Raw genomic sequence first — 17,906 nt, forward strand, 5'->3', positions numbered from 1 at the left:
CAGGAGCGCTGATCATGCGCCGCAGCCATGTTGCGCCCGGACGCGTGGCGGCACGACGCGGCGACGTTACTAATGCCACGAAACGTCAACTGGCGGCCTTGATGCGCTGCGGTTCAACGAGGGTGTGAAGCAGCGGCTCCTCGAACTCACCTCCGCTGGCGGCAATGATGGACATCAAGGACGCCTTCGCTTTGAGCAGCATCTCGGCGAATTCGCTTTCGGGGGTCGATAGCGCGACGATGCCTCCGCCGACGCCCATCGAAAGCTGGTTGTTCTCGGCGACGATGGTCCGGATCACGATGCTCAGATCCGTCGAACCGTTCTCGCCGATCCAACCAAGGGCGCCGGAGTAGATCCCTCTTGGACGTTGTTCCAGCGCGTCGATCAGCTCCATCGTCCGTATTTTCGGTGCGCCGGTCATGGATCCGCCAGGGAAGCTGGCGCGGATCAGCTCGATGACGGAAAGGCCGGGGCGCAGCACACCGCGAACCGTGCTGACGAGTTGATGCACGGTCGCGTAACTCTCGACGGCGCAGAGTTTCGGTACGACGACCGAGCCTGGTTCGCAAACCCGTGACAAGTCGTTGCGAAGCAGATCGACTATCATCACGTTTTCCGCCTGGTCCTTCTTGCTCTGGCGCAATTGTTCGGCGAGTTCGGTGTCCCGCGCGCTATCCTTGAGGCGGCCGATGGTCCCCTTGATCGGCTTCGTTTCCACCGACCCTTCCGGGTCGACCGTCAGGAAGCGTTCCGGGGACGCGCTAAGCACGGCACCGCCGGGCCATTTCAGGAACGCGGCATAGGGCGCCGGGTTGATACGACGCATCGTTCGGTACAGGGACAATGAATCCAGGCTCGACCGACAGCGCACCTCGTTCGTCAGGCAGACCTGATAGGTCTCTCCTTCGCCGATCCAGGCAAGACACTGGTTGATGTCGGAAAGATAGGTCTGGCGATCGTGGTTCAAGATGAATTCCAGCGGTTCGCTCAGCGTTTTCGGGCAGGATGGTTGCGGAAGCGGGGCCAGATCGCTGATCCGATCGAAGGTTTCCGAGATCCATTGTTCCGCGCGTTCGGCCTCGCCAGAATCGTCGATCGAGACCAGATAGCTGACGTTGGTCTCGTGATCGACGGCAATGAAGCGATCAGCACGAATGAAGAATGCGTCGGGGGTCGTCGCCGTTCGCCCCGTAGGCGATCCGCATTCGTGGCGCAGCTCATAACCAAACCAGCCGACATAGCCACCGACGAATGGGCAGGGCGGAGCAGGGAACGGCGGCTCGGTCAGCGTGTGGTCGAGGTAGTCGAAAATATTCATTGTCTCCGTTCGCGAGCCATACCGATCCGAGATCGTCAGCGATTTGTCCTTGCATCGATACTGGACCACCGCAGCATTCGGTCCGGAGGCGTCGCCAAGATAAGACCAGCGGGACCGCCCCTGCTCGACCAGACTGCTATCGAGCCAGAAGGCGGTCGGAGAGTCTGCGAACAAGGCGACAAATGCGGCCTCGGCGTCGACACGCGCCGGTAGCTGACGCCAGAAGGTCCGCCGGCCCTTCCTTTCGTCCGTCGAATTGCAGCACGTGTTGTTGCAGATGCGGCTTCCTCGTCGACGGCTCCGCATGTGCTCGCGCGTCAGTTCTTTGAAGTTTTCCAGAAGGTGGCGACCGGAGTCGGTGATGATGGATTCGGGATGAAATTGAACGCCCCATTGCGGCCTGTCTCGGTGAGCCAGGCCCATGATCAGTCCGTCCTGGGTCCAGGCGGTCTCAAGAAGCGCCGGCGGCAGCGGGCGCGCTGCAAGCAATGAATGATATCGTGCCGCCTTGAACGGAACGGGCATCCCGTAAAACAGAGGGTCGGTTCCTGTGTGATGGATCTCGGAAGTCCGTCCATGATACGGCGTCGGCGCCCGCATGATCGTTCCGCCCGCCAGTGCTGCGATTCCCTGATGACCGAGGCAGACCCCGAGCAAAGGTACGTCCGAGAACAGGATCGCGTCTCTCGAGACTCCGAAATCGGCCTTGCGATCAGGTCGTCCCGGGCCAGGCGATATGACGATGTTGTCGAAGTGGTGCCTGCGCAGCTCATCCCACGTCACCTCGTCGTTCTTCACGACCATCGGAAGCTCGTCAGAGATCTCCGCGAGAATATGGACGAGGTTGTAGGTAAAGGAATCATAGTTGTCGATCACAAGAGTCTTCATGGATATCGCTCCTGATGCACGCGCGAGACGTTCGACGGGACAACTTCGCAATGTTGTGCCAGAAACCGGGAGGCATACAATACACTCGCAATCGAGATGTCTCACGCGCTGAACGCCACGTATCATAACAGCGACTGATCGCGGTTAGACGAGCTGCGATTGATCGGAGATGAAGGGCATAAGCGCGTGCGGATGCAGACGACAAAAGCGCAATGGTTGCGCTTTTGTCGTGTGCGGCATCGCGATGCGACGACGCTTGGGAGGTGGCGCATGTCTCGACGGAGCGTGACGTCAGAAACAACCGGAGGAAATCGTGTCATCAGAATCGCTCCCCATCTCGGACCAGCTGTGCGAACAGGTCCTGAGCCGTCTCGGAGTGGAGAGACCGGTGCCCGTTACGCTCGAGGGGCTGAGACGATTGTTTCGCGCTTGGTGTCACGGCACTGGGTGGGATACGATTGCGCTCTCTCTCCGCTCCGTTGAGCTGAGTAACGGTCCCATCACGGGGTTTCCGGCGCCGAGCTATTTTCGGCGGTGGCTTGCATACGGGATTAGCGACGTATGCTTTGCGAATTCGGAGGCGTTGCTGGTCTTGCTGCGAACGCTTGGCTTTGCCACGGAGCGAGTGCTGGGGACCGGCGGCTCGAACTCGTTTCACGGCAGCGTAATCGTTCGGATCGACGAGCAGCGCTATCTCGTGGACCCGACCTTTCTGGCCGAGGAGCCTCTGGCGTTGCTGTCCAGCGAGCGCAGCACGGCGGGAGCCGGACCACTCAAAGTGTGGGCCGACACCGACGGGACGATCCGCTGGCAGCCGCCGCAATGCAGGTTCCATGCGGTGTTCCGGATCGACGAGTTCGATTGCAGTTTCGAGACATTTCGGGAGCATCATCGGTTGGTCGAGGCCGGAGATGATGAGCATCCATTGGCGCGGCTCTATCACGACAAGCTCTTCATACGCCGAAATGCCGATGGCGGCGTTCGCACCTACGACAACGGGATCGTTGTCCGAAAAACGGAGCGGCGCAGCAATATCGCCAAGGCGGCCGGCGACCACCGTGATCTGCTCACGGCGGAGTTCGGTGTCGCGGCCGGGCTGGTTGCGCAGATTCCAGCAAGGTTTTTCCCGCAACATGAAATGCAAAGTGCCCGTTAGCCAAGCGGCATCCCAGATATGACACGGAGGAAATGATGACGATAACCCTGGAGCAATTGACCAACGGGATGCGCAGGCGTGTGGCGACGCGCTCCGGCCTCGATGGAACGGTCAAGTATGATTTCGGCGCCGACGGCGTCATTTTCGTCGATAATTCGACGGTGCCGTTCTCGGTCTCCAACGAGAACCGGGAGGCTGACTGTGTGGTCAGCGTGTCGCTTGCTGACTACGTCGCGATCGTGCGCGGTGAGCTCGACGACAACCTCGCTTTTGTGATGGGTCGGTTGCAAGTCACGGGTAATACGGCCATCGCCATGAGCCTGCCGTCGGTACTGGGGAGCATGGGCGGGTCTCTTGAAGGTGCAAACGGCCTGGCGTTACCTTCCGCGGAGATACTCCAGGTGGCGCGAACGGAGCAGCGTTAGCGGTGGGCATGCCGCATGATGTGCCCATGACCGATCTGGAGGTCGAACCAAAAGGGGTGAGCCGAGGAAAATGACAACGGTTTGGTTGGACGGTTGCCTGGTGAAGGAGGAAACAGCACGGCTCGCACCATCCGATCGCGGGTTCACGCTCGCGGACGGGGTGTTCGAGACCATTCGGGCTGTTGGGACGCTGCCGCTATGGTGGCCGGACCATTTGCTTCGGTTGAAGGCCGGCGCGGCTTGTCTCGGCATTGATCTTCCATATGAAGACAAGATCATTGAGGACGCGATGTCGAGCCTGTTGTTGGCGGAGGGCCATCAAGAGGCCGCCTTGAGGGTCACGTTAAGCCGGGGCCCGGCCAAACGGCGCGGCCTCTGGCCGCCGGGGGATGCACGGCCGACCCTCCTCGTCACGGTGGCGCCATCGCCACTCGCAAGGTCGCCGCAGACAGTCGTGATTGCGCGCAGAACCAGACGCAACGAGCTGTCGCCGCTGTCTCGGATCAAATCGCTCGCCTATGGCGATAACATCATCGCGCGCCGGGAGGCACTGGAGCGCGGGGCGGGTGACGCGTTGCTGCTCAATACACGCGGCAATCTCGCATGTGCGACCGTTGGAAACGTCTTTCTACGCTTCGGCGGCAACTGGCTGACCCCTCCGCTGACCGACGGTGCGCTTGCCGGCATCGCGCGAAGCCGATTGATTTCCTTCCTGGGCGCGCGCGAGGAAACGATTGTTGCTGCAAGTGTTGAGCGTGCCGATGCAGGTCTCATCAGCAACAGTCTTGGCTGGAGCAGCATCGTGCGGCTGGACGAGCGTGAGCTGCCGCCGGCGGACGAGGTGCTCGATCTCGCCCCGCTTTATTCGTGCTGACAGTTCACTGGCGCGCAACTTGTCGCGGCCACGGAAGGACGCGGAGACCACGATATGGATAATGCGGCGTTCTCTTGCTGCTCGGACTTGAACGTTGCCCTCCGCGAGCGGTCCGTCTCGGCGGTTGAGCTGTTTGAAGCGGCTGTCGCCCGGATCGAGCGGCTGGATCCGGAGCTCAATGCCGTCGTCGTACGCGACTTCGAGCGAGCTCGCGCAGCGTCTCGCGAAGCCGATCGCGCCTTGGCCGCAGATGATCGGCGTCCGCTCCTTGGCATACCGATCACGGTGAAGGAATCATTCAATGTGACGGGGCTGCTCACGACTTGGGGGATGCCCGACTATCGTGACTGGCGGCCGCGATACGATGCCGAGGCGGTCACGCGACTGAAGGCCGCCGGCGCGGTCGTGCTCGGCAAGACCAACGTTCCCTATGCGCTCGCTGATTGGCAGACCTCGAACCAGATCTACGGCCGCACCGCGAACCCCTGGAATTTGGAGTGTACGCCGGGTGGCTCATCCGGCGGCGGCGCTGCGGCTCTGGCGGCTGGACTGGTGCCACTGGAGCTAGGATCCGATTTCGCGGGATCGCTGCGAGCGCCCGCGCATTTCTGTGGAATCGTCTCCCATCGGCCGAGCGTTGGGTTGATATCGATGCGCGGCCATGCGCCGCCCACCGTGGAGGGAGGCTTGCCGTTCGATCCTTTTGATCTGGCTGCGATTGGTCCGATGGCGCGATTCGCGGTCGATCTGGAACTGGCGTTCGAACTGCTGCTGAACGAAAATGCCGCGGAACGCCTCGAGGCGCTGCAGCTACAGAACCTGGGAAATGCCAGGGTCCTGGTCATAAGCCAGCATCCCCTTCAACCGACGGCGCGGGCGATAAGCGTCGCGCTGCACCAGCTCGTTGAGCGGCTCGAAGCCGTCGGTGCACGCGTTTCGTATGCCGGCCCGAAGAGCCTCGACCTCTCGCTCTGTACGGCGGTCTTTCTCCAACTGGTCAGGTCCACCCATCAACATCCCTTGCTGAACAGTGTTCTTGCGCGTGCGCCGGATCGTGGCAGGGTGTTCCATCAACTGGCGGCGGCGATCGATAGACTTTCAACCAGCTCGACGGCCGAGCTATGCGGGTTGCAGGCACTCAATCAAGCACGCTTGGACCTGAGCGCGCAGTGGCGCACGATCTTCGAGCAGTGGGATGTCGTCTTGTGTCCAGCCATGTCGACGCCGGCATTTCGTCATAACGAGGAGTCGGCGGAACAGCGAACGATCATGATCGATCAAAAGCCGTATCCTTACTTTGACCAGGTTGCCTGGCCGAGCACTGCGCCCGGTCTGCCGGCGACGGTGGCGCCGATCGGCTTCGATGACGGTGGTCAACCGATCGGCGTCCAGATTATCGGCCCCATGTTTGGAGACCGCACCACGATCCGAATGGCCTGCTTGATGGAGCGCGAGTTCGGTGGCTTCATTCCGCCGCTCCATTACCGCTGACACGTTGGCGGGCGCCCCCAGTCGATGCATCATTTGGGAGCCAGGCGCAGCGCGCGGCCTCCTTCACGTGACCCGCGGGGCCACGGACCGGCGCGATCCTGCCCTGAACCTGTCTCATCGATGAGCGTCTATAGGAGAAGGACTTATCGGGTAGTATCATCACCGCCAGAGCAGCGTTCTGTTCGCGTGTCGCCGGCAATAGTGCGCGTGGCTCCGGATGCCGAAGCATCGTCGCGGACGAAGAAAGTTTGATCGATTGATCTCGCTAGTGAGCAGGCAGTATGGCAAGCCCCGTCGAAAATGAAGAAGTCGTTACATTGCGCCGGCTGCTTGTCTTGAAGGAGGCACGACTAGCCGAAGCAATGGCCGAGATTGAACAGCTCAGGAGGCATATCGCCGCCGAGCCTCGCGATCACTCGGCTCTGTCGAGCAGCGTTCCGGCTGTCGCTGCCGATGATACGCGTCAGTGAAGGCTGCGGTGGCGCCGCCGTCGACGACCACGGTCTCGCCGGTCATGAAATTCGAGGCCACACTCTAGGGAATCTTGCCAGCCGTTGCACCGGTGTCGCGGTTCGAGCCGGTGACGGCGGTCGCCTTGCCGGTGAGATCGAATGCGGTGAATGTCACGGTCTGCCTACACCTCGTTCGTCGGTCGCCTTGGCTGCAGGATCATCGGCAGGCCGCCTTGGGGCCGCAGCGTGATTCGATGGACCGGCCGTACGACGTGGCCGTGCTTGAGCTCGAAGCGGAAGGCGTATGTCAGATGTGCCAACGCGACGATCGTTTCGTGCAACGCGAAGCTCATGCCGATGCAAACGCGTGGTCCGAAGCCGAACGGAATGTAGGCGAAACGGTCGATCCGCTCGCGGTTGCCCGGTAAGAAGCGGGTAGGGTCGAATTCGTCTGGCCGGTCCCATAACTTGCGATGGCGATGCAGAACGAAGGGCGCAACCGTCACCATCATGCCGGGCTCGATGCGCGTGCCGGCGATTTCGTCGGCGGAGATCGCCGTGCGCGTGAGGATCGCCGACGGCGGATAAAGCCGCAGCGCTTCGTCCAGCACGGCCTTGGTCACCGGCAGGCGGTCAACGAGCGTTTCCTTCGGCCCGGCATTGAGTTTGGCATCGACCTCCGCCTCGACACGGTCGCGCCAGTGATGCGATTGCGAAAGCAGATACAGTGCCCAGGTGAGCGAATTAGCCGTGTTCTCGTGACCGGCACCGATGAAAGTTACGGTGTTGGAGCGCAGGACGTCCTCCGGCATGCCTTGCCCCGTCTCGGGGTCCCGCATCTCGAGAAGCAGCGTAAGCACGTCGCGCGGCGGCGTGACGCCGGATGCAATCAGCTTGCGCCGTGCGCTGATGGTTTCATCGATGGTCCGGCAGAACCAATTGAGCACGGCGCGGCCGCCGCGCGGAATTGGGCGTGGCAAGCCCAGCAGATCCAGAATGCTGATGCGGCCGACGGTGTTGAAGTAGGACGTCATCGCCAGCCGGTATTCGTCGGCCTCGCAGCTGAGACCGGATGAGAACAGGGTATGGTTGAGCATTTCGATCGCCAAGCGGGCCATCTCGCTCAAGACGTCAATCTCGCGGTCGTCGCGTCGCCGAAGCCGTTCCACGCTCTGTCGGGCAGCCTCGGCCATGGCCGGTGCGAAAGCGCCGATTTGGCGGGGCGTGAACATCGGCGCGAGCAGGCGGCGTTGTGCGCGCCACTCGTCGGCTTCGGCAGTCAGAATGCCGTTTCCACGCTGCGGCCGCAGTAAACGCAGTTGCAGATCGTCCTTGCGGTAGTTGGCCGCGTTGTCGAGGAAGATGCGCCGGACTCCCGCGGGATCGCTGACCAGAACGCGCTTGCCGGACGGTCTCCAGGACACGATGGCCGGACGCTCATAGTGGGCCTGCGTCCAGGTCTCAATCGGATTGCGACGCACCGCGGCAAGCCAACCGAACAGACCCAATGGCGTTTCACGTGGTTGCGGCGCGGGCGGACGAAAAGCTGTGGCGGCAATCATCTGTCAAACCCCCATGGCACGATCAGGCGCGCATTGGAGCGCGCGTCGAAAAAACGGCCAGCGATTATACCATCTATCGAATTTGCCCGACATGCCCAGCACGGCGAGCGCAATGGCGGTATCACCGCGTATCCGCAGCGTTCGCGCCTATCAACGAGAGCCGCATCGGAGCGATCGAGCGTGGAATGTTTCAGTGCTGCCCATTCGCTCGAGTGGCGCTAAACTGCCCATCTAAAGTTCTCGAGTGAAGAGCCGTTCGATGACGATGACCGCGCAAGTCTCACACGCGAAGCTCCCTACGATCGAAAAGGAAAGGCTGCGCTGCAAGTATCTGGAGGAACGCAACAAGCGGCTGCGTCCTGACGGCAATGACCAGTATTTGCAGATCAAGGGGCAATTCGCCCGCTATCTTGACGACCCCTACATGCCGGTGGTGGAGCGTGCGGCGAAGACCGATCACGTCACCTTCGCCTTCATCGGCGGCGGCTTCGCCGGGCTCGCAACTGCGGCGCGGCTGGCCGAGATCGGTATCAACGATGTCCGCATCGTCGAGAAGGGCGGTGATTTCGGCGGCACCTGGTATTGGAATCGATATCCTGGCGCGCAATGCGACACGGCGGCAATGGTCTACATGCCACTCCTGGAAGAGACCGGCTATATGCCCTCGGAGAAATACGCGCATGCGCCCGAAATCCTGGCGCACTGCCGGCGGATCGGCAAACATTTCGGCCTTTACGGCAATGCGTTGTTTCACACGGAGGTAACGGGTCTCGACTGGGACGACACGCGGTCGTGCTGGATGATCCGGAGCAGTCGAGGTGACGCGTTCACTGCGCAATATGTCGGCATCGGCATCGGCCAGATGCACGTGCCGAAGCTGCCCGGCATTCCCGGCCTCGAGTGTTTCAAAGGGCACTCGTTCCACACCAGCCGCTGGGACTACGGCTACACCGGCGGCAATTCCCAAGGAGCGCTGATGGAGAAGCTCGCCGACAGGCGCGTAGGCATTATCGGAACGGGCGCCACGTCCGTGCAGTGCATCCCGCACCTGGCGCGCGCCTGCGGTGAGCTGTACGTGTTCCAGCGCACGCCGTCGTCGGTTGACGTGCGCGCCAACGCTCCGATCGATCCCGGGTGGTTTGCCGGTATTGCCACGCCGGGCTGGCAGCAACGCTGGCTGGAGAACTTCAGCGCCAACCAGACCGGTGGCTCGGCGGAATTGGATCTGGTGCAGGATGGCTGGACCGATCTGTCGCGGCGGATTCGCGCCCGGGTCATGGGCCTGCCACGCGAGCAGAGGTCCGTGGAAAACATGCGGATCGCGTTCGAGGAGTGCGATCTCGAAAAGATGGAGGAGATTCGCGACCGGGTCGACACCATCGTTCGCAATCCTGAGACGGCCCGACATCTCAAGGCCTGGTACGGGCAGCTCTGCAAGCGGCCGTGTTTCCACGACGACTACCTTCAGGCGTTCAATACGCCGGGCACTCATCTGGTCGACACCGACGGCAAGGGGGTTGACGCGATCACCGAACGCGGGATCGTCGCCGCAGGCCGGGAATATCCGCTGGATTGCATCATATTTGCTTCCGGCTTTGAGATCGGGACCGAGTATCGCCGGCGGGCGGGCTTCGAGCTGACGGGCCGGGCCGGCGTTAGGCTGTCGGACCATTGGGCTGGGGGCATGCGGACCATGCACGGCATCCACATCCACGGCTTCCCTAACGTGTTCTTGGTGCAGCCGACGCAGGGCGCAAATCTCAATGCGAACGTGCCACACAATCTGACGGACGCGGCGCGGAGCATTGCCCTGATGGTTGGCCATGCGCGAGCGCATGGATTTAGGGAAATAGAAGTCAGCAGGGAAGCCGAGGATCGCTGGGTCGAACTGCTCCTGACCGGCGTCGGTCAGATGATCGGCGGAAGCGCCTGCACGCCAGGCTACTACAACAATGAGGGGCGTGAGCCCAGTCCGGCCGCCAGGCTCAGCGTCGGCCATCCGGCGGGTGCGCTGGCCTACTTCAAGTATATCGATGCCTGGCGCAACAGCGGACAGTTCGAAGGCTTGCAGATCCGCTGAAGCGCCAGGCCCCGCTCGACGCACGCGGGCCGCGTCGTCTTCGCCCCGCATTCACCTCGTGTGGATGATCATCGGCATGCCGCCATGCGGCCGAAGGGAAATCCGGTGCATCGGTCGCACGCGATGCCCAGGTTTGAGCTCGAAGCGGAAGGCGCGCGCCAGATGGGCTAGCGCCACGACCGATTCCTGCTGTGCGAAGCCCATGCCGATGCAGACGCGCGGTCCGATGCCGAACGGAATGTAGGCGAAGCGGTCGATACGATTGCGGATGCCAGGCAGGAATCGGGTCGGATCGAATTCGTCCGGACGATCCCACAATGTACGGTGGCGATGCAACACGAAGGGGGCAATCGTCACCATTGTGCCGGGCTGAATGAGCTTGCCCCCGATCTCGTCGGCAGCGATCGCCTTGCGGGTCAGGATCGACGCCGGCGGATAAAGCCGCAATGCTTCCTCCAGCACCGCCTTCGTCACCGGCAGGCGGTCCGGGAGTGTTTCCAGCGGTCCGGCATCGACTTCCGATTCCGCTTCGGTCTCGACGCGATTGCGCCAGTAGGGCGATTGCGACAGCAGATAGAGCGTCCACGTCAAGCCGTTCGCCGTGTTCTCGTGACCGGCGCCAATGAAGGACCCGGTATTGGCGCGTAGAACGGCCTCCGAGATGTCGTGGCCGGTGTCGGGGTCACGGGCCTCCAGCAGCAGCGTCAGCACATCGCGCGGCGGCGTCCGGCCGGCCGCGATCAGCTTGCGCCGAGCATCGATGGTTTCGTTGACGGCCTTATCCAGTACGGCGAGCGCGGCACGGCCCTTGCGCTGCCCCCGGCGCGGCAGCAACGGTGGCAAGCCGGTCAGATCCCAGAGGCTCATGCGGGCGTAGATGTTCAAATAGTCGGTCAATGCCCGGTGGAATTCGCCGGCGTCGCAGCCGAGGCCCGATGAGAACAGCGTGTGATTGAGCATCTCGAACGCCAGCCGGGCCATCTCTTGCAGTAGGTCGATGTGCCGGTCTTCGCGCCGGCGAAGCAGCTCGACGCCCTGTTGCGCAGCCTCGGCCATGACCGGCGCGAAGGCGGCGATCTGGCGCGGTGTGAACATCGGCGCGAGCAGGCGGCGCTGCAGGCGCCAATCGTCAGCTTCGGCTGTCAGGAGGTCGTTGCCAGGCGAGGGCCGCAACATCCGCAGTTGCAGATCGTCCTTGTAGTAGTTCGCGGCGTTGTCGACAAAAATCCGCCGGATGCCGGCGGGGTCGCTGACCAGGGCGCGCGTGCCGGACCGGTTTACCGTGACCCGGCTTTCGTAATGCTCCCGAGCCCAGAGTTCGATCGGATTGCGGCGTAGCGCGGCAATTCGGCCGAACAGACCTAACGGCTTTTCATGAGGTTGGGGGGCCGGCGGTCGAAAGGCTGTCGCAGTGGCGATGGTCATCTGTCACCCTCCATGGCAGTCGATGTTGCGTGCGCCGCATTCGCCCATCGCGAACGGCCAGCTGAAACAATGGTAGCATCTTTAGGTTGTATTTTGCATAGTAAACCCACCGCGGCGTCGCGCGACAATCGTGTGGGATCAATTGGCGCGACATCGCTGCGATCGAATTCAGGACGTCTCGAACAACTCGCAACGCATCGACCGGCACTGCTGTTTCGCAAGACATGCCGCGGACGTTCGACGCCGAACTCCTCAGGCAACAGATTCTGGTTATATTGAGAAGCTGTGTTGTCGCTGGCCGATATGCTTACGACTTTTCACATGAGACACAGGTGAGGTCGAATGTTTGGATTGGCGTCCCTGGTCCCTTCTTCCGCGGAAGTGATGGAAGTGTTCGATTCTACGGCGGGCACGCTGCTGCCCGAAGAGTATGCGGCTCTGGGCAACGTAGCCGACAAGCGTCGACGCGAATTTACGAGCGGCCGCGAATGCGCACATTCGGCGCTAAGTGAATTGGGTATCGGGCCGGCGCCAATTCTGTTCGGTGCCGCGATGGAGCCGCTGTGGCCGCCGGGCATCTGCGGCAGTATCACCCATTGTCAGGGATACGTTGCGGCGGTGGTTGCGCGTCGGGTGGATGTGCATGGCATCGGCATCGACGCGGAATCCCGGCGGGCACTGGGCGCCGGCGTCTTCGAGCGAATTTCGTTACCGGAAGAGCGTGCGTGGATTGGCGCCGCGACGCCGTTGCTGCCCTGGGAACTGCTCCTGTTCAGTGCCAAGGAGAGCGTGTTCAAGGTGTGGTATCCTCTCGTTGGGACCATGTTGGGCTTCCGACATGCACGGATCGAGTTCGATTCGGCCCGGGCCGGCTTTCGCGCCATGATCCACCCGGACGCGCCACGAGCGGGAAGGGACGAGCCATCCGAACTGGGCGGACGCTTCTGCGTCAGCGAGCGGCACGTGCTGACCAGTGCCTTCATTCTGACGAAGGAAAAGTAGCGCCAGTCCGGACCGATGTCAGCCAGCCGTCAGCTTCCTCTGCGATATTTCGTGATTCCGTAACACGATCTCAAGTAGCTGTAGCGACAAGATACACGTCTTTCTTTTGCCGACTTTTTGTCTGCCTATGCGAGCACAGCATCGATTGCCGTTCATCAAGCGTGCTTGTTGAACGGCGAGAACATGCCGATCGAGGGAACGCTGGCTGCTGCTTCGTGACCGGCTTTCCGGATCAGTCCAAACACGATCTCGGGGGCAGCCCGCCCCATTGCATAGCTCGGCTCGCGACAAGGAGACAGGTTCATGCTTGGTAACGACGATATGGCCGGCACCGTTGAAAAGTACCCGCAACACCGGATATTCGACTATCGTGACTTGTCTGCGCCAGTAGCCGCGTTTCTCAAAGGACAAGCGGAACGAATTCGTCGTCAGGCGACGTTATCCGTCATCAACATCGGCAGAGACCTTGCTTCGGCCAAGCAATATGTGTCTCACGGTGCCTTCATCGCGTGGGTGGAAAGCGAAATCGGAATTCCGGCACGCACTGCGCAAGCGTATATGCGCCTGGCGAAGTGGGCTCCGCCGAAGAATTCAAAGATCGGGCATCTGCCGATTTCGCTCCTGTATCTGCTCTCGGCGTCGACGACGCCGGACGAATTCGTTGCGGATGTACTGACGCGTCTGGCTGCCGGTGAATGCATTACGACTCAGGCTGTCCGTGATGAATTGCGAAATCTGCGCGAAACGTCCGAGGGAACGTCTCGCGACAGCCGGCGCCGGCGGTTTCAGCGCCCCGACCAAAACGGGAGCTGCGAACGGGACCATGGCGAGGTGGTGACGAGCGACTTCGACGTCGAAATGAACAGCGCTGCGCTGCTTGAGGCTGTGACGATCTTCGCCCACAGGCTCCCCAGTCAGGATTTTGTGCGTGTTCAGGATATCCTGACCGATCGCATTACAATCGAGGATCCGGACCTGCCACAAAAGATCATGGATGCATTTTCGACTTTCGAGCGGCAGCGATCCGAACGGTCACCCTTCGGACGAGATGGTCTTCATGAGTCCGCAGCCGGGTTTCAATCCGAATGATTGTCAGCGCCGCAAACGAAACGTCGGAGCCGAGCGCGCTCGTCCGCGAAAGGCGATTGCAAAGAGAACGAAGGCAAATGCGCGGCTGTTGCGCTTTTGGAATCGGTTGGCCAAGCGATTAAGAGTCGATCGAGTTTCAGATGAGCGGAGCGCGCGACACTCTCCAGCCTGCAAAGGGAACTCCTGCCCGAATAGTCAGGGCGCGATTCACACCTGCCGGTCCCGGCTTCAGGCATGGAGGACCATCGCGTTGACAGCAAGGGATTAGCTCGATGAACGGGGCAGGCAAGATCGCGCTTGTGACCGGCGCTGGAACCGGCGTCGGAAGGGCTGTTAGCATCGCCTTGATACGCGAAGGCTATGTCGTCGTGCTCGCGGGGCGGCGTGCGGACAAGCTCGGCGAAACAGCCGCCGCCGGAGCCGCGCTTGGCGGGCAAAGTCTGGTCGTTCCAACCGACGTCACGGAACCGAGTTCGGTCAAGGCACTGTTTGAACGGATCAGGGATACTTATGGCCGGCTGGACCTGCTCTTCAACAATGCAGGAATTGTAACGCCGCCGATCCTGCTCGAGGACCTGCCGTTCGAGATATGGCAACGGGTGATTGCGACCAATCTCTCCGGCATGTTTCTGTGCACCCAGCAAGCCGTCAGAATGATGAAGTCGCAGAAGCCGGCCGGTGGGCGGATCGTCAACAATGGCTCGGTTTCCGCTCATACGCCGCGTCCGCGCGCCGTCGCCTATACCGCGTCCAAACACGCGGTCACGGGATTAACCAAGCAAATTGCGCTCGACTGCCGCGGTTACAATATCAGCTGCGGCCAGATCGATATTGGGAATGCCGAAACGCCACTTGCCGCGGCGATGACATCCGGCGTGTTGCAGCCGGACGGCGCCATACGGGCGGAACCGCGCATGGACGTCGACGGCATCGGCCGGGCAGTGGTGTACATGGCCAGCCTGCCGCTGGATACAAGCGTGCTTTTCATGACCGTCATTCCGAATCAGATGCCGTTTGTCGGACGAGGCTAGCTGCTCGACGCGCTCTTCATATTTCCGGCGTGCTCGCATGAAGCGCCGGGGTCCGCACACCGCATGGGAGTCTTGGCCGACCATGTCTGCGGCAAGCATTCACAATACCGATATAGTAATACAACTTTAAGAAGTATTCGCGACGGTCGTAAGGCGCGATCGGAGCTTTGTGAAATGGATGATTTGCTGTGATGTCACCGGATCGTCATTGCGACAAATCGCAGAACTCGCCTTAAAATTGTCTGGTCGATACTTTCGTTTTGTGGGACAGTTCGCTGCAAGAAACCACGAGTTGAAGGAGACGTGGTCGTGCCTGTCGGTAATCTTGTTGTACGAGCAACGGAGGTCACGGCGTCCGGGGGCCAGTGTCCGAGGTTCGATTATAGTGACATGTCGTCTTCGGTGGCGACCTTCCTGATGGGACGCGCGGAGCGCATCCGTCGACAGGCATCGTCGTCCGTCATCGGCATCGGGAAAGACCTTATCGAGGCGAAGCGCTACCTGTCCCACGGTGCATTCGTAGATTGGGTGGAGGGTGAGGTCGGCATTCCGGCACGCACGGCTCAGGCCTACATGCGTGTAGCCAAATGGGCGCCGGCAAAAAGCGCAAAAATTTCGAAGCTACCGGTATCGCTTCTGTATGTGCTCGCGGCATCGGGAACGCCGGAAGAGTTCGCTGCGGATGTCGTGAAGCGCGTCGAGTCGGGCGAGCGCATTTCAGTGCGGGCCATTCATGCCGAATTGCGCGACATGCGGGAGATGAAATGTGAAGATCTTCGGGGACGGCCGTCGTTCCGCGAAGCTCGAGGCAAGGAGACAGCAGCGATTGCCGTCAGGACCCATGTCGCGACTGCGGCCGCGCTGCAGGAAGCTGTCGCCATATTGGCGCATGCGCTGTCCGAACAGGAGTTCGCACGAGTGCAGGACATAATGACGGATAAGTCCATCATGAATGATCCGGAACTGGCGTGGAAGATCCGCAATGCCTTCTCAACGCTGGCAAAGGGTGGCGACCTGAGCGGACGCCATTTCGCGGCAGAGAACGCAGAGGCCGTCTGTGCGCAGTAATCAAGCCGAGATCGAGAGGAAGTCGTGACGGCGGGAACGACGCGTGAGGCCGCGTCGACAGCCGCCCTGCCGACACGGTGATCTGGCCTCAGGCCACGACGACTGTCGCGGTCGTCCCGGAGCTCCCGTTATGCACTCCAGCGTGTCAGAATGAAGAAACTGTCATTCGATTCCGGGCAAATACATTGTTATACATTAGACAACCAGAGGGTGTTATTCAAGCCGGGAGGCCGGTTCCATGGATGACAAGACACGGTTGTTGCGCTCGCTCGCGATCGATCGGCCCCAGCCAGCGACACCGTCGGTAACACGACGAGACCGCAGAGCTGGGTTATTGACCCTGGGAGCAGTCGGCATCGTGGCTGTGCTCGGGGCGGCCGCCGGGATGTGGCTATGGTTCGCGCCGCCTTCGGCGAAGGTGCCAACGGTCGAGACCGCCGCGGCCCACCCGCCGCAACCAGAACCGGTGCAGCGGGCAACGGCTGTATCAGAACAGCGCAACGGGAGCAGTCTCGTGGCATCGGGCTTCGTCGTCGCCCGCCGCAAGGCCACCATCGCGGCCGAGATCACCGGGAAGGTTGTCGAGCTTCTGGTTGACGAGGGTATGGTGGTGCAGGCCGGTCAGGTTCTCGCCAAACTCGACGATATCCTGGCCGACAAGGATTACGTGCTCGCCGAGGCGCGCGCCGAAGCGTCGGACGCGGCTGTTGCGGCGATTGCCGCCGATCTGCGCGACGCGGAACGCATACTCGAACGAACCCAGACGCTGTCGCAGAAGAATTTCGCCACCGAGGCCGATCTGACCAAGTCGCAGGCGAGGGTAGGCGTGCTGCGAGCCCAGCTCCGCCAAGCGGAGGCGCAGCGGTCGGCGGCACGGGTGGAGGCCCAGCGTTTCGGGGCGGTGCTGAGCAAGTATCAGATCCGCGCCCCGTTTCCCGGCATCGTGGTCGACCGCAGTGCGCAACCCGGTGAGATGATTTCGCCCCTGTCGGCCGGTGGCGGCTTCACGCGTACCGGAATTTGCACGATCGTCGACATGGACTCGATCGAAGTCGAGGTCGATGTCAACGAAGCCTCGATCGGCCGCCTGCATGCAGGTACGCGGGTCGGAGCGGCGCTCGATGCCTATCCGGACTGGACGGTGCCGGGTGCGGTCATCGCCATCGTGCCAACCGCCAATCGTGAGAAGGCCACTGTCAAGGTTCGCGTGGGCCTGGATGTCAAGGATCCGCGGATTCTGCCTGACATGGCGATCAAGGTGACATTCCTGGGAGACAGTCCGGGACGACCGGACGCTCCCTCAGCCGGCGAGAGCAAGAACAATGTCGTCAGCAAGTGATCCAATGATTGGCATCGTCGATCTGCGCAAGACGTTCACCAAGGGCAAGGAGACGATCACGATCTTCGATGGCCTCAACCTGGCCATCCCAAAGGCGGATTTCGTCGCCGTGATGGGACCGTCGGGCTCCGGCAAGACGACCCTGCTGAATTTGCTCGGTGGCATCGATTGCTGCGACGCCGGTACCATCGAGATCGCCGGTATCCGCATCGATCGGCTGTCGGAGGGGCAACTTGCGCACTGGCGGGCGTCCCATGTCGGCTTCGTCTTCCAGTTCTACAACCTGATGCAGATGCTGACGGCAGCGCAGAATGTCGAACTGCCGCTATTGCTCACCCGGCTCGGCGGCAAGGCGCGACGCGAGCGCGTCGAGGCTGCTCTGGCGGTGGTCGGGCTCTCCGACCGGCTCAAGCACTACCCGAAGGAAATGTCGGGCGGGCAGCAGCAGCGGGTCGCCATCGCTCGCGCCATCGTATCTGATCCCGAACTTCTTCTGTGCGACGAGCCTACGGGCGATCTCGATCGCCGTACGGCCGACGAGATCCTGTCTATTTTGCAATTGCTCAACCGGGACTTCGGCAAGACCATCGTGATGGTGACCCACGACCCGGCGGCGGCGCAATATGCCAGACGAGCGCTGCACCTCGACAAGGGGCACTTCATCGAGAAGGAGCTCGCGGCGTGAACGATCTCCTCATGATTCGGA

Annotated in this window: 14 protein-coding genes; 11 read left to right on the plus strand and 3 right to left on the minus strand. The window is 61.6% G+C overall.

The genetic code is table 11. The features are described 5' to 3' along the window. Positions 1 to 85: 85 nt before the first annotated feature. Positions 86 to 2,206, minus strand: coding sequence for an aminodeoxychorismate synthase component I (gene pabB / locus JQ591_RS33210; RefSeq protein WP_211400183.1), 2,121 nt, complete (start codon positions 2,204 to 2,206; stop codon positions 86 to 88). Between the two features lie 583 nt (positions 2,207 to 2,789). Here pabB and JQ591_RS33215 point away from each other — a divergent pair. The 4 genes from JQ591_RS33215 (at position 2,790) to JQ591_RS33230 (ending at position 6,152) form a co-directional block, all read left to right on the plus strand. After that, positions 2,790 to 3,362, plus strand: a complete 573-nt coding sequence (locus tag JQ591_RS33215; RefSeq protein ID WP_211400184.1) for a hypothetical protein — start codon at positions 2,790 to 2,792, stop codon at positions 3,360 to 3,362. Positions 3,363 to 3,394: 32 nt separating this feature from the next. Then, complete coding sequence (locus JQ591_RS33220) at positions 3,395 to 3,787, plus strand: SCP2 sterol-binding domain-containing protein (RefSeq protein WP_211400185.1); 393 nt, start codon at positions 3,395 to 3,397, stop codon at positions 3,785 to 3,787. Between the two features lie 100 nt (positions 3,788 to 3,887). After that, positions 3,888 to 4,661 (plus strand): aminotransferase class IV, encoded by a 774-nt coding sequence (locus JQ591_RS33225; protein WP_349630424.1) that lies wholly within the window; start codon positions 3,888 to 3,890, stop codon positions 4,659 to 4,661. A 54-nt stretch (positions 4,662 to 4,715) separates the two neighbouring features. Beyond that, the gene (locus tag JQ591_RS33230; protein ID WP_211400187.1) at positions 4,716 to 6,152 is read left to right on the plus strand and encodes an amidase; all 1,437 of its coding nucleotides are present in this window, start codon (positions 4,716 to 4,718) and stop codon (positions 6,150 to 6,152) included. 634 nt (positions 6,153 to 6,786) lie between these two features. Here JQ591_RS33230 and JQ591_RS33235 read toward each other — a convergent pair. Continuing rightward, the gene (locus JQ591_RS33235; protein WP_211400188.1) at positions 6,787 to 8,166 is read right to left on the minus strand and encodes a cytochrome P450; all 1,380 of its coding nucleotides are present in this window, start codon (positions 8,164 to 8,166) and stop codon (positions 6,787 to 6,789) included. Between the two features lie 259 nt (positions 8,167 to 8,425). Between JQ591_RS33235 and JQ591_RS33240 the strand changes: the two genes are divergently transcribed. Then, a complete protein-coding gene (locus tag JQ591_RS33240) occupies positions 8,426 to 10,246 on the plus strand; it encodes a flavin-containing monooxygenase (RefSeq protein WP_211400189.1) in 1,821 nt (606 codons plus the stop codon). A 51-nt stretch (positions 10,247 to 10,297) separates the two neighbouring features. Here the strand turns inward: JQ591_RS33240 and JQ591_RS33245 are convergent, their stop codons facing one another. After that, positions 10,298 to 11,671, minus strand: a complete 1,374-nt coding sequence (locus JQ591_RS33245) for a cytochrome P450 (protein ID WP_211400190.1) — start codon at positions 11,669 to 11,671, stop codon at positions 10,298 to 10,300. A gap of 342 nt (positions 11,672 to 12,013) precedes the next feature. On the opposite strand from JQ591_RS33245, the gene JQ591_RS33250 reads away from it, so the two are divergent. The 6 genes from JQ591_RS33250 to JQ591_RS33275 all read left to right on the plus strand — a co-directional run bounded on the left by JQ591_RS33250 (position 12,014) and on the right by JQ591_RS33275 (position 17,885). Beyond that, on the plus strand, positions 12,014 to 12,673 hold the full coding sequence (locus JQ591_RS33250) for a 4'-phosphopantetheinyl transferase family protein (RefSeq protein WP_211400191.1): 660 nt from the start codon (positions 12,014 to 12,016) through the stop codon (positions 12,671 to 12,673). 303 nt (positions 12,674 to 12,976) lie between these two features. Continuing rightward, a complete protein-coding gene (locus tag JQ591_RS33255; protein WP_211400192.1) occupies positions 12,977 to 13,762 on the plus strand; it encodes a DUF3102 domain-containing protein in 786 nt (261 codons plus the stop codon). A 272-nt stretch (positions 13,763 to 14,034) separates the two neighbouring features. After that, on the plus strand, positions 14,035 to 14,793 hold the full coding sequence (locus tag JQ591_RS33260) for an SDR family oxidoreductase (protein ID WP_211400193.1): 759 nt from the start codon (positions 14,035 to 14,037) through the stop codon (positions 14,791 to 14,793). A gap of 390 nt (positions 14,794 to 15,183) precedes the next feature. Then, a complete protein-coding gene (locus JQ591_RS33265; protein ID WP_211400194.1) occupies positions 15,184 to 15,861 on the plus strand; it encodes a DUF3102 domain-containing protein in 678 nt (225 codons plus the stop codon). Positions 15,862 to 16,099: 238 nt separating this feature from the next. Then, entirely contained in the window at positions 16,100 to 17,200 is a 1,101-nt protein-coding gene (locus tag JQ591_RS33270) for an efflux RND transporter periplasmic adaptor subunit (protein ID WP_211400195.1), read from the plus strand. Then, positions 17,184 to 17,885, plus strand: a complete 702-nt coding sequence (locus JQ591_RS33275; RefSeq protein ID WP_211400196.1) for an ABC transporter ATP-binding protein — start codon at positions 17,184 to 17,186, stop codon at positions 17,883 to 17,885. The genes JQ591_RS33270 and JQ591_RS33275 overlap by 17 nt, the downstream gene beginning before the upstream one ends. The last annotated feature ends 21 nt before the right edge of the window (positions 17,886 to 17,906 follow it).

This window comes from Bradyrhizobium canariense, from assembly GCF_018130465.1.
GTDB classification, from domain to species: Bacteria; Pseudomonadota; Alphaproteobacteria; order Rhizobiales; family Xanthobacteraceae; genus Bradyrhizobium; species Bradyrhizobium canariense_C.

Excerpts from the sequence above, each read along its gene's own strand:
- JQ591_RS33245 (WP_211400190.1), bottom strand. The coding sequence starts at position 11,671 with ATGACCATCGCCACTGCGACAGCCTTTCGACCGCCGGCCCCCCAACCT.
- JQ591_RS33260 (WP_211400193.1), top strand. The coding sequence starts at position 14,035 with ATGAACGGGGCAGGCAAGATCGCGCTTGTGACCGGCGCTGGAACCGGC.
- JQ591_RS33250 (WP_211400191.1), top strand. The coding sequence starts at position 12,014 with ATGTTTGGATTGGCGTCCCTGGTCCCTTCTTCCGCGGAAGTGATGGAA.
- JQ591_RS33270 (WP_211400195.1), top strand. The coding sequence starts at position 16,100 with ATGGATGACAAGACACGGTTGTTGCGCTCGCTCGCGATCGATCGGCCC.
- JQ591_RS33265 (WP_211400194.1), top strand. The coding sequence starts at position 15,184 with ATGTCGTCTTCGGTGGCGACCTTCCTGATGGGACGCGCGGAGCGCATC.
- JQ591_RS33230 (WP_211400187.1), top strand. The coding sequence starts at position 4,716 with ATGGATAATGCGGCGTTCTCTTGCTGCTCGGACTTGAACGTTGCCCTC.
- JQ591_RS33275 (WP_211400196.1), top strand. The coding sequence starts at position 17,184 with ATGTCGTCAGCAAGTGATCCAATGATTGGCATCGTCGATCTGCGCAAG.
- pabB (WP_211400183.1), bottom strand. The coding sequence starts at position 2,206 with ATGAAGACTCTTGTGATCGACAACTATGATTCCTTTACCTACAACCTC.
- JQ591_RS33235 (WP_211400188.1), bottom strand. The coding sequence starts at position 8,166 with ATGATTGCCGCCACAGCTTTTCGTCCGCCCGCGCCGCAACCACGTGAA.
- JQ591_RS33255 (WP_211400192.1), top strand. The coding sequence starts at position 12,977 with ATGCTTGGTAACGACGATATGGCCGGCACCGTTGAAAAGTACCCGCAA.
- JQ591_RS33240 (WP_211400189.1), top strand. The coding sequence starts at position 8,426 with ATGACGATGACCGCGCAAGTCTCACACGCGAAGCTCCCTACGATCGAA.
- JQ591_RS33220 (WP_211400185.1), top strand. The coding sequence starts at position 3,395 with ATGATGACGATAACCCTGGAGCAATTGACCAACGGGATGCGCAGGCGT.